The organism is Pedobacter sp. P26, assembly GCF_050632135.1.
Taxonomy (GTDB): Bacteria; Bacteroidota; Bacteroidia; order Sphingobacteriales; family Sphingobacteriaceae; genus Pedobacter.
In genome coordinates, this window is record NZ_CP192574.1 from 792,825 (window position 1) to 805,219 (window position 12,395).

Below are 12,395 nucleotides of genomic sequence, written 5' to 3' on the forward strand. Positions count from 1 at the left end.
GATTAAAAAATCAATTATTTCTTGGATAACAGCGAAACGCTTTTTGGCGTCCAAACTTCATTGCGCTTCGCAAAAAAACAGACTAATAAATGTACAAAATTTATACTGGAATTTTATGTACGCATCGACGCTACATACCTAAATTGCTATTAATTATGAAGTTAGTTACGGTCATATTGCTTGCCTCTTTAATGCAGGTAAGTGCAGCTTCATTTGGCCAGCTGGTTACATTGAAAGAAAAGAATGTAACATTAGAAAAAATGTTCAGAGAAATCAGGCAGCAATCTGGTTATGATGTATTATTATCTACCAATAAGATAAAAAGCACGACCACAATTAATGCCAATTTTAGCAATGCTACCATTGAAGAGGTAGTAGAAAAAATTATCTCTGGTAAAGACTTAACTTATACAATTGAAGACAAAACTGTTTTAATTACACCTGTACCAAAATCACTCTTCGATAGAGTTGTAGATTATTTTGCTGCTGTAAAAGTAACCGGTAAGGTAAGAGATAAAAATGGCAATGAACTACCGGGTGTAAGTGTAAAAGAGAAAGGTGCAACTAATGGCGTCTCAACAAATTCGGCCGGCGAGTATACAATTACTGTAAACGACCGGGCAACTTTGGTTTTTAGCTACATTGGTTACCAAACCATTGAAGTTGCAATAAACGGCAGAACAAATATCAATGTTACTTTAGAGGAAGATGCAGCGCAGTTAAATGAAGTAGTAGTAACCGGTATGGGAACTACAGTAGATAAAAGAACCTTTACAGGAGCTACTTCAAATTTAAAAGTAAGTGATGCTGAAATAGGTGGTTTGCCAGATCCCAGTAGGATGTTAGATGGTAGGGTAGCAGGTGTTGTCGTTCAAAATACTACGGGTACATTTGGTACAGCGCCTAAAATTAGGGTGCGTGGAGCAACCTCTATTTATGGTAGTTCTAAACCACTTTGGGTTGTAGATGGTGTGATTTTAGAAGATGTAGCTGACGTAAGTTCTGACGCTTTATCATCTGGTGATGCCTTAACGCTAATCAGTTCAGCTGTTGGTGGTTTAAACTCAAATGACATTGAGTCTTTCCAGATTTTAAAAGATGGTGCGGCGACTTCAATTTATGGAGCTAAAGGAATGGGTGGGGTTATCGTAATTACCACCAAAAGAGGTAAAAACGGTGTAAGTTCTTTTAATTATGTATCAGAATTTACAACCAGAGCAACGCCTTCCTATAATAATTTTAACATTATGAACTCTCAGGAACAAATGGGTGTTTACCAAATGTTAGAGCAAAGGGGCTGGTTAAATAATTCTAGTGTATCAAATGCTTCAAATAGTGGTGTTTATGGAAAAATGTATCAACTGATCAATTCTGGTCAACTCTTAAACACACAGGAAGCTAAAAATGCTTATTTGAGAGAGGCAGAATATAGAAATACAGATTGGTTTAAAGAATTGTTCAGCACTAATATCGCACAAAATCACTCTATTAGTATTAGTTCAGGAAGTGAAAAAGCGCAATATTATTCTTCTTTAAGTGCAATTTCTGATCCTGGATGGTCTAAACAAAGTAAGTTTAAAAGATACACCGCTAATTTTAATGCTAATTATAATTTACGTGATAACCTGAAATTGACGCTGCTTTCAAACGGATCTTACCGTGACCAAAGAGCACCAGGTACTTTAGGCCAATCTACAGATGTAGTTTTTGGTACAGTAGGACGTGATTTTGATATTAATCCTTTTTCTTATGCATTAAATTCATCAAGAACATTAGATCCAAATGAGACTTATACCAGAAATTATGCCCCATTTAATATTCTAAAAGAAATGGAAAATAATTATATGGATGTAAATGTAGCAGATGTTAAATTCCAGGGTGAGATCAACTGGAAAGCCTTAAAAACATTAAACTTTGGTTTTCTTGCCTCAACCAGGTATCAACAAACATCGCAACAGCATTACATCAAAGATGAATCTAATCAGGCAATGGCATACCGGGCTATGGGAACAACCATAATCAGGGATGCTAATCCTTATTTATATACAGATCCAAGCATATTATATGCTGTGCCAGTTTCAATTCTGCCATCAGGTGGTATATATAACCGTACCGACTACAAAATGACGAGTAATGATTTCCGCTTTATTACTCAATATAACGAGACTTTTGCAGAAAAACATACTATTGATATTGTTGCTGGATCAACACTGAGCTCTATTAATAGGAACAATAACTGGAATAGGGGTTGGGGTTTACAGTACGGCTTGGGTGAAATTCCTTTTACTGATTACCGTATTTTTAAAAGAGGTGCAGAAGAAAATTCTAACTACTTTTCTGTAGAAAATACCCGAAGCAGAGAGGTTGCATTTTTTGGTGAAGGTGCTTATACTTATGATAACAGATATACCATAAAAGCAACAGGAAGGTATGAAGGATCTAACCGGTTAGGTAAAGCCACTTCTGCAAGATGGATGCCAACATGGAGTGTGTCTGGTTTATGGAATGTAACAGAGGAAAAGTTTTTTCAAGATCTAAACACTCCGTTTTCTAGCTTATCTTTCAAAGGCTCTTATGGGTTATCAGCCAATAGAGGACCAAATTACGTAACTAACTCACAGGCTATTTATGGTAGCTATAATCCATGGCGACCAGCAACCGGGGACAGAGAGACCGGATTGGAACTTAGAACTTTAGAGAATTCTGGACTAACCTATGAGAAAAAACATGAGGTAAACTTAGGAACAAGTTTTGGGTTATTTAAAAACAGACTAGCTGTAGATGTAGATTGGTACAAAAGAAATAATTTTGATTTAATCGGCATTGTAAATACACAGGGCTTAGGTGGCGAAATTACCAAATATGGTAATGTTGCCGAGATGAAGTCGAGTGGGCTTGAAGTAAGTATTGCTGGTACAGTCCTTAAAAAAGGAGATTTCTCATGGAATTCTAGTCTAATTTATACTCATACTACTAATAAGATTACAAAATCGGAAAATAACGCAAGGGTAATAGATCTGATTACTGGAAAAGGTTATGGTCTTCCTGACTATGCTGCACGATCATTATTTTCAATTCCTTTCGTTAAATTACAGAATGACGGTTTACCTGTATTTATTAATAATGATGGATCAGAAACAGTATCTGGGGTATATCTTCAAAATAGAGATGATGTTAGCTTCCTTAAATATGAAGGAACTTTAGAGCCAACAGATTTAGGAAGTTTTGGAAACATTTTTGCGTACAAAGCATTTAAACTAAATGTTTTTGTTACTTATTCATTTGGTAACGTGGTACGTTTAGATCCGGCCTTTAAAACAGGTTATACAGATTTAGATGCAAACACAAGAGAGTTTTTCGATGCCTGGACAGTTCCCGGTGATGAACTTAAAACCAATATTCCTGTAATATTGGATACCAGGTATATCAGAAACGATGCTGACTATCGTATTGCCTACAATTCTTATAATTATTCTAGTGCAAATATTGCAAAAGGTGATTTCGTGAGATTAAAAGATATTTCTTTATCTTATGATTTTGCTAAAGAAAAGCTTGCTAAAATAGGACTAGCTTCTGCAGGACTACGTTTAAATGCTACAAATTTATGGTTTATTTATGCTGATAAAAAGCTAAATGGGCAAGATCCTGAATTTGTAAATTCTGGTGGGGTAGCCTTACCATTACCAAAACAATACACCTTAACTTTAAGAGTTGGATTTTAATTAATGAAATTTAAGATGAAAAATAAATTTTTATTTATAGCCATTGGTGCGATTACTATCTTAAGTATTTCTTCGTGTAAGAAATTCTTGGATGAATTGCCAGATAATAGAGCAGAACTAAACAATACCGATAAAATCGCTAAAATGTTGGTTTCCGCCTACCCTCAGAGTACTTATGTAATGGCAACAGAACTTTCTTCAGATAACGTTGACGATTACGGAGATTCAAATCCTTATAGTGATAGATATACAACTCAGTTATTTAACTGGCAGGATGTTACCGAAACTACTAATGATGGAATAGATGTATTATGGAGTTCTTGTTACAGCGCCATTGCGAGTGCCAATGCTGCACTTGCTGCAATTGAAGCACAAGGTAATCCAGCTTCTCTTTCTGCGCAAAGAGGTGAAGCACTGGTTGCCAGAGCCTATGGCCATTTTATATTAGTAAATGTTTTTGCTCAACATTATTCTCCAACAAAATCGACTACTGATTTGGGCGTAACTTATATGACAAAGCCGGAGACTACACTAAATCCTAAGTATCAGAGAAATACCGTTGCTGAAGTGTATGACTTTATGATTAAAGATTTAGAAGAAGGTGTGCCGTTGATTAATGACGCATCTTATGCCAACGCTAATGTTGCAAAATACCATTTCAACAAATCGGCTGCAAATGCTTTCGCTGCAAGGTTATTCCTTTACAGAGGAAAAGATGATGAAGATTGGAAAAAAGCAGTGAGTTATGCTACTGCATCTTTCAACAATGCCCCATCAGCTTATTTAAGAGATTGGGCTTATATTTCTACTTTTAGTGCAACTTTTGCGAATATAACCAGAGAATATAATGGTAGTGGTATTAAAGCCAATTTTTTAATTAACACACCCGCCTCTTCTATTGGACTGAATTTTGGAAACTATTATACTGGAAGTAGATATTCACATGGTGCATACATAGCTGATAAAGAAAGTATTAGGTCTGCAACTCCACATGGAATTACAAATGCTGGATATAGAATAAGAACATATGGCTATTCGGGAGCAAACTTAGATAAGGTATTGTTGCCGCATGCATCCTATCAATTTGAGTATACAGATCCTGTTGCTGGAATTGGTTATTCGCACGGTGTTTTTACATCATTTACTGCAGAAGAAGCAATACTTACTCGGGCTGAAGCAAATATTCATTTAAAAAACTACGCATTGGCAATTGCAGATATGCAGCTTTTCGTAAACAATACTTACAACACGAATCCTGTTTTAACCGAGGCTTCAATTAATGCCTGGGCAAATGGAAGAGAATATTCTACACCTGCCGCATCTACTGCCAAAAAGAAATTCAATGCAGAGTTTCCTATTGAAGCCGGTACACAGGAAAATATGCTTCATGCGGTATTATTTTATAGAAGAGTCGAAACTTTACACACCGGTTTACGCTGGTTTGATGTAAAGCGTTTTGGAATTGAAATTACCAGACGTACAATAGTTTCTAATGCAGTTGGAACTATAAGCACAAACACCCTTAGCGTTAGAGATAATAGAAGAGCAATACAATTGCCACAAGATGTAATAAATTCTGGTTTAACCCCAAATCCAAGATAGACATGAAATTTTCAAAATTTTATTTAGTTCTATTTGCAAGCGCTTTAGTGATGAGTGCATGTAAAAAAGAAAAGTTGGACTCAAACAGTGTATTTGTTGATTCAACCATAGAGAAAAATCCATTAGATAACTATATCTATTCTAATTTTATATTAAATTATAATGTTGACATTTTATATAAATATGTGGATAAGGAGTCTGATTTAAACTATAATTTAATTCCTGCGAGTTATACCAGTTCAATACGTTTAACCAAATTGTTCAAATATCTGGGCTTCGAACCTTACGATGATGTAACCGGTAGTAAAGCTTTTATTAAGAGGTATTTTCCAAAACTTATTAATTTTATAGGAGAAGCAGCTTATAGGAACAACGGTACAAGGGTATTGGGTACTGCAGAAGGCGCCAGAAAAATAACCCTTTACGAAGTAAACAGGTTAACTGCAACTACGGGTGTTAATGCAGACTTTTTAACAGATAGTTATTTTCATACCATACATCATGAGTTTCAGCATATTCTAAACCAAACCACAGAATTCCCTACAAGTTTCAGAACAATTTCAGGAACAGGATATGTTGATGATGTTTGGAATACAACCTACACTTCAACAGGTGCGGCAGTAGCAGCTGGTTTCATTTCTCCTTACGCAAGTAGTTCTGATAAAGAGGATTTTGCTGAACTTTACTCTTTTTATATCACTTTATCAGCTACACAATTTAATGCATTGTTAAATTCTAACGGAAGCACAGCTGCAGGAAGAACAATCATCAATAATAAACTTGTAGTTGTAAAAAATTATATGTTAAGCGTATGGAACATTGATATGGATGTACTAAGAGCAAATATTGTAAACAGGAAAGCTAACTTAGGCACTTTTGATCAAACATCATTATAATCTATTATATTATGAAAAGAAATTATTATTTATTATTAGTAATATCATGCCTGCTCTTTGCCGCCTGCGACAAGAAGAAAGACCGGGTATTTGAAGAAAGTCCAACACAGCGACTAAACACTGCCGTTACCAATGCACAAACCATTCTGAAAAGTAAACCTAATGGCTGGATTATGCAATATTACCCTGGTGACGATGCTCAATATGGTGGTTTCAACTTTTTTGTGAATTTTACATCAAACGCCAATGTAAATGTTCAGGCAGATTATATAGCTACAAATGAAACCAGTACTTATAAAGTTTATCCTGGTGCCGGGCCAATACTAACGTTTGATACTTACAATTCTATTTTCGCCTTTTTTGCGGCTCCTGGCGCAATTTCTGGTGCTATTAACTATGATGTTGGCTATGGTGGCGATATTGAGTTTTTGGTAATGAAAGCTACAGCCGATTCTGTAATTTTAAAAAGCAGAAAAAGAGGTAATAATATTATCATGGTGCCAATGCCGGCCAATCCGGCTACAGTGATCTCAAATTATAGGGATGCACTTGATCATTATTATAGCTTTGACTCATTTAGATTTGAAACTGCAACGGGCCAGGTGCCGCTATCCTATGGAGCTGGTAATAATTTGGAATCGCTTACTGATAATTATTCGTTAAGGGTGACTGAAACAGGTGTCGACTTTTATAAAGAATATGAAGTGAATGGTATTAAATTTAAACTGTTAACCTTTAAGCCAGCAACGGCTGCTTATCCTGATGGTTACTATGAAAACGCCGCAGGAACGATAAAACTTGTTCCAATAAGTTAAAAAATGCTATAACCTCTCATAAAAACCTCACCCTCAAAAGTGAGGTTTTTTTATGACATAATTTTTAAACCTCCACATCCGTTTATTCCTATATTTGTAAACGATGAAGAAGAAAGCAATTTTTATCCTGTTTGTTTTGGTATTTACCTTTGTGGTAAGCCCCAATGTTAATGCCCAATGTTCAATGTGTACCATTAATGCTGAACAAGGTGTTAAAAACGGAAATACACAAACTGCAGGCTTGAATACAGGTGTGTTGTATCTTTTATCTCTTCCCTATTTAATGGCTGTTATTGTTGGTGTGGTTTGGTATAAAAAATACCGTAAAAGGAATATCCACCTTAATATGAAAAAGGAACCTTTTAATTTAAATTAAAAGTATGTCTGATCAAACTACTTCAAAACTTTACGCTATTGTACATTGTAAGTGTCCGCATTGCCGCAGGGGAGATATTTTTACAGGCAGTATGTATGGCTGGAACATTCAGCATACCAAAGAAATCTGTGGGCATTGTGCACAACGGATAGAGATTGAACCGGGTTACTTTTATGCAGCGATGTATGTAAGTTATGCGATGAATGTAATCGAAATGCTCTTTGCTAGTTTCATTACCTATTTGATTTTCGGCCCACTTACAGATGAAACATTCTGGCCTTATCTGATTGTTATTTTTGCAGGTTGTTTTATCCTGTATCCGTTTAACTATCGCTATTCGAGAATTATACTGCTCCATGTTTTATCGCCGAACATTAAGTATAAGCCATATTACGATAAGTAAGTCGGGAGTCTGAAGTCAAGAGGTATAGGTTGACTGTTGAAACAGTTTGATGGGCATTTGACCTGTTGACCATGAACTATCAACCATTTTAAATATAATCTTTCAATTTTTAGCAATGTTAAAAAAAGAAACCCTAAACTTTATAAAAGACGTTGCGGAAAATAACAACCGCGAATGGTTTGCTGCCAATAAAGGTGTTTACGAAACAGCAAAAGCAGATGTACTGGCGTTGGTAACCGCACTTATCCCCGAACTGGCCAAGGCAGATCCATTACTTTCGGCAGAGGCAGATCCTAAAAAGAGTCTTTTGCGCATTTACCGTGATGTTCGCTTCAGTAAAAATAAAGATCCCTATAAAAACAACTTTGGTATCTGGTTTTCGGCCAAAAGCAAAGGAGGGAACGAACCGGGTTATTATGTGCATATCCAGCCTGGGAAAAGCTTTATTGCCGGCGGATACTGGATGCCTGATGCGCCGCACTTAAAACTGATCAGGCAGGAGATAGATTATAATATAGGCGATTTTAAAGAAATTATCAACGGGAAGGATTTTAAGAAAAACTTTAAACTTGGTTTTGATAATGCACTAAAAAATGCACCTAAAGGTTATGATCCGGCAGATCCAAACATCGAATTTTTAAAGCTTAAAAGCTTCGAGGCCACCACAAAAATTGATGATGAAGAATTTTTACAGCCAAACCTCGTTAATAAGTTGATAAGTTCTTTTAAAACAGTACAGCCATTAGTTGCATTTTTACGAAACGCAATAGAACAATAATCAATGACCAATTAACAATAATCAATTTTCAAACAGAATACCCTCTTGATACTTGCTATTGAACACTCCAACCCTAATACTAAACTCTTGAAACTTTAAACATGAAAAATATCTTTTTTGCCTTTGCTGTTCTCCTCTTTTTTCTTCCTTAACTTCATGTGTGGTATTATCTCCAAAAAAGTATAAAGCTTTATTGGGAACCAAAGACTCACTTTATACCGCATTTAATGAAGGTTTAATTAAAATAGAAAATCTTGAAAAAGAAGTAGCAAAGTTGAAAAAAGATACGACTTTAATGGCTGAAGAGCTTCGCGATTTGCAAAGTAATTACAATACCATTGATGCAAACTATAAGAAACTTAAAAACAATTCTTCAAGTGAGATTACCAAGCTATCGGGCGATTTAGCTGCCCGCGAGAAACGTTTAAAGGAAGTGGAAGAGGTGTTGCGCAAACGTGATGAAGCCACCAACTTACTCAAAGAAAAACTACAGCAGGCCCTATTGGGCTTTACCAAAAGCGGTTTAACTGTCGAAATTAAAAATGGTAAGGTGTATGTTTCTTTAACCGATAAACTCTTATTCCCCTCAGGAAGTATCATCATTGATGAAAAAGGTAAACAGGCTTTAACGCAATTGGCTAATGTATTAAAACAGCAGCCTGAAATTAACATTGCAGTGGAGGGCCATACCGATAATCAGAAAATAAATAATCTGGGGCAGATTAAAGATAACTGGGATTTAAGTGTGCTGAGGGCCACTTCTGTTGTACGCTATTTAACAGAGAACGAAAAGGTAGAAAGTGTAAGGATGACGGCTACTGGTAAAGGTGAATTTCAGCCCTTGGGTACAAACGCAAATGCAGATGGGAGAAGCAAAAACAGAAGGATAGAGATCGTGCTTTCTCCAAAACTGGATGAACTTTACAATTTGATTAAATGAGAACCTCTTTAAATAACCATGTTTTTATGATCAGGAAATGAAGGTGTAGTAGTTCCTGGCATTTTGCAGTCCCGCTATTCACTTCTATTTTTTTTGTGCCACAGCATATTAAGGGTTGCTGTAACAAAAAGTATTTTCACTGCTGTCAGATTTAGGCACAAGGGTTTGTACACCCTAAAGCCTCAAAAATGAAAAAACTGTTTTAGCGCCTTTAGCCCAGGTTGTATCTTGCAGCAACGAGTTAGGGGAAGCGAAGCGTAAACGCAAAAAACGGGAAGAAACTCAGTGTTTTGTACAAGGCTTGCGCTCCAAACCCGAAAATTTTTTATTAAGAAATGAGAGGCTTGTGTTTTTTGGAGAAGAAGGCCTCTTTATAGGTTTTGGTGCTTGCGATAAGATTTTAAAATCTTAAAGGTATGTTCGAACTCATGACTGCTTAGGTTAGAATAATCTGGCATAGAGAGTTTATGAGCCGTTAAAAAGTTTAACAGTTCTTTAATAACGCTTGATACCTCTTCTGATTCTTCGGTATGTTTTAGGGTATCGATCTTACTTAATAGTAAGGTTATTTCTAACATCTTAAAATTATTCTTTCTGGTAATATCCAAACCAATATTAGTTTCTATAAGTGCTTGTTCGTAATGATGCGTGGCATTGTAAAAGTTGGCTTTAAAAACATTAAAGCTGGCCAATATAAAATTTGTATGATAGGTATAATCGCTGCTGATGATTTTATCTACGAATTGCATAATGCGCTGCGCTTTTTTAAAATAGTTGAGTTTGATGTAGGTTTGCCCTAAATGAAGCAATAAAAAAGGAGAAAATACCGAATGCCTTACGTAAAAAATATTGGGATATTTACTCAGTATGGCCATAATAAAACGGTGGCATTCTGCATAATTTTTCTGAGAAAATAAGGCAATCAATACCAGTCGGTAGGTGAGTATTTCGGCAGAGGTAATCTCTTCGTTTCTCATTGGTTTACTTTGATCTATCTCCTGGCAAAGTTTTATAATTTTTTCTTCAAGGCTTTTGCTCTCGTTAGGTTTATTAATCAGGTTATTATAAAAATAAAGGATTAAATCATAAGGGTTAATTGGAAACAATTCGTTTAATCTCTTATAATTTCTCTTTAACAGCTGCATGGTATTGGCTAAAGCTATTTTATCTACATCAATAAGATTAACGTTGCATTCTATTACATGCAGCATAATCTGGATGTCTTCATTCAGTACATTTTCCGATATGGTTTTGATCGTTTCTTTGTAGAGGTTGCTCATGGTTCGCCCTGTAGCCATAATGTCTATAAAATCGATACCAATGCTCAGCTTGTTGAAGTTCGAATTGGGTTTGCTAAGTTCGTATTTCGATACATAACAAATAAAATCAAAAGCACTGTTTTTTTCATAGTTTGAAAATGGCAACCTGAAAATATTTTTTAAAGCAGCAATTTCGTTACGGTTAATAGAAAATCTGATCGACCAGTTAAGGATATGATCTCTCTGGGAGTTTTGACCAGAGAAACTGTTTAGGATGTGCTCGAAAAATGGTTTACTTGGTTTATATTCAAATTTATCGGTAATCTGTATAAATAGGAAATAGGTATAAATATCATCGTTTAAAAAGCGGACAATTTCTGTTGGAATGGTGGTACTTAACCTTTTTTCCTCGATGATAATCCCAGCATTTATAAGTTCTTCGTATGCATCGGGATAACAATTGATGTAACTCAGAATTTTTTCTTTAGAAACCCTTAATTTCTTATTTCCTTCTGAAATGGAATCGCTTATTTTTTTGAGAAGAAATATTTTTTCGGTGCTTTTTTTGGCCATAAATACGCGCCTCTCTAAAAAATAACTAATTAATTCATAACATAACAAGGGGTTATTCAGCTCAATGTGCTGGTGCTCATCTTTGAGCTTGAAATAAACCTGTAACCAGAATGGTGTTTTAAACTGTGTTAACAGGGGCAAACTTACGTCTGCCCTGTTGATAATTCTATTTTCTATATGGCTTAAGGTATAGAGTACCTCCTCAGCATTTAACGATGGTACATTACTTAGGGTTTCCTCATCATAAAATAAGCCCATATACCAGGCTTTAGTTAAAGATGCAGAACCATAAATGGCCGGCTGAAGATTAATCCAGCTGTCAGTTCGCAATCCAAATATGAGTTTAACAAAATTGTTTTCTTCTATGCTGTATAAGAAGTCGATAAATGTTTTAAAATAATGACTTCTGGCTAAATGTCCATCAATACCATCAACGATAATAATAAAACGGCCATTTCTCTTTTCGGGATTTTTTTGAAAAAACTGATTAACTCACTAAGGCTTCCAAATTTAAATTCCTTTAAAAACCACTCCTGTAAGGTATCTCCACTTTGGATAATAGTATTGATACTGGTAGAGTTAACCAATAAAACAATGTCGTTTTTATAAAGGGCATTTTCTGAAAAGAAAAAATACTCTACCATGTGTGCAAGCAGTATCGATTTCCCCTGACCTGGTTGGGCACTTACGGTTGTAAACTGGTAATTGTTTTTGAAGAAATAATCAAAGTCAGGATACAAAAAACTTCTGTTCGCAGTAGCATTAAATGGAACACCTGAATTATTTTTTTAGCGATTAACGATACTTCTGTAATGGCATGTGCTTTTAACTTTAAATCCTGCCAGATACTTTGAACGGAGGTAGTTTGATTTTTCTTATCTGTACAAAATGAGTCCCAATCGTTATAGCCTATATATTGCGAAAGGCTATTTAAAGTAAATAGGGAGAATTTATGTAATGTGTTTGCAAAGCCAAAGAATCGTTTGATCGTCGTTTCACTTACGTAGTTTTTGGTTTCCTGATATACGTAT

10 protein-coding genes are annotated in these 12,395 nt (G+C 35.5%); 8 read left to right on the forward strand and 2 right to left on the reverse strand.

Annotated elements, in window-relative coordinates; genetic code table 11:
• The first annotated feature begins 155 nt into the window (after positions 1-155).
• From ACQ86H_RS03870 to ACQ86H_RS03905, 8 genes are all read left to right on the forward strand, one after another.
• On the forward strand, positions 156-3,722 hold the full coding sequence (locus ACQ86H_RS03870; RefSeq protein WP_246862652.1) for a SusC/RagA family TonB-linked outer membrane protein: 3,567 nt from the start codon (positions 156-158) through the stop codon (positions 3,720-3,722).
• 15 nt (positions 3,723-3,737) lie between these two features.
• Positions 3,738-5,324, forward strand: a complete 1,587-nt coding sequence (locus ACQ86H_RS03875; RefSeq protein ID WP_138818594.1) for a RagB/SusD family nutrient uptake outer membrane protein — start codon at positions 3,738-3,740, stop codon at positions 5,322-5,324.
• Positions 5,325-5,326: 2 nt separating this feature from the next.
• Positions 5,327-6,220: a zinc-binding metallopeptidase gene (locus tag ACQ86H_RS03880; protein ID WP_138818592.1), complete on the forward strand. Its 894-nt coding sequence runs from the start codon at positions 5,327-5,329 to the stop codon at positions 6,218-6,220.
• Between the two features lie 11 nt (positions 6,221-6,231).
• Entirely contained in the window at positions 6,232-7,035 is an 804-nt protein-coding gene (locus ACQ86H_RS03885; protein WP_138818590.1) for a DUF4302 domain-containing protein, read from the forward strand.
• Between the two features lie 103 nt (positions 7,036-7,138).
• Positions 7,139-7,411: a hypothetical protein gene (locus tag ACQ86H_RS03890; RefSeq protein WP_138818588.1), complete on the forward strand. Its 273-nt coding sequence runs from the start codon at positions 7,139-7,141 to the stop codon at positions 7,409-7,411.
• 4 nt (positions 7,412-7,415) lie between these two features.
• The gene (locus ACQ86H_RS03895; RefSeq protein WP_168202505.1) at positions 7,416-7,814 is read left to right on the forward strand and encodes a DUF983 domain-containing protein; all 399 of its coding nucleotides are present in this window, start codon (positions 7,416-7,418) and stop codon (positions 7,812-7,814) included.
• 115 nt (positions 7,815-7,929) lie between these two features.
• Positions 7,930-8,592: a DUF2461 domain-containing protein gene (locus ACQ86H_RS03900; RefSeq protein ID WP_431293907.1), complete on the forward strand. Its 663-nt coding sequence runs from the start codon at positions 7,930-7,932 to the stop codon at positions 8,590-8,592.
• Between the two features lie 160 nt (positions 8,593-8,752).
• Positions 8,753-9,532 (forward strand): OmpA family protein, encoded by a 780-nt coding sequence (locus ACQ86H_RS03905; protein ID WP_431293908.1) that lies wholly within the window; start codon positions 8,753-8,755, stop codon positions 9,530-9,532.
• Positions 9,533-9,903: 371 nt separating this feature from the next.
• Here ACQ86H_RS03905 and ACQ86H_RS03910 read toward each other — a convergent pair whose 3' ends face one another.
• Together ACQ86H_RS03910 and ACQ86H_RS03915 are read right to left on the reverse strand one after the other, a co-directional pair.
• Complete coding sequence (locus ACQ86H_RS03910; RefSeq protein WP_431293909.1) at positions 9,904-11,694, reverse strand: tetratricopeptide repeat protein; 1,791 nt, start codon at positions 11,692-11,694, stop codon at positions 9,904-9,906.
• Between the two features lie 80 nt (positions 11,695-11,774).
• The gene (locus ACQ86H_RS03915) at positions 11,775-12,104 is read right to left on the reverse strand and encodes a hypothetical protein (RefSeq protein ID WP_431293910.1); all 330 of its coding nucleotides are present in this window, start codon (positions 12,102-12,104) and stop codon (positions 11,775-11,777) included.
• Positions 12,105-12,395: the final 291 nt, after the last annotated feature.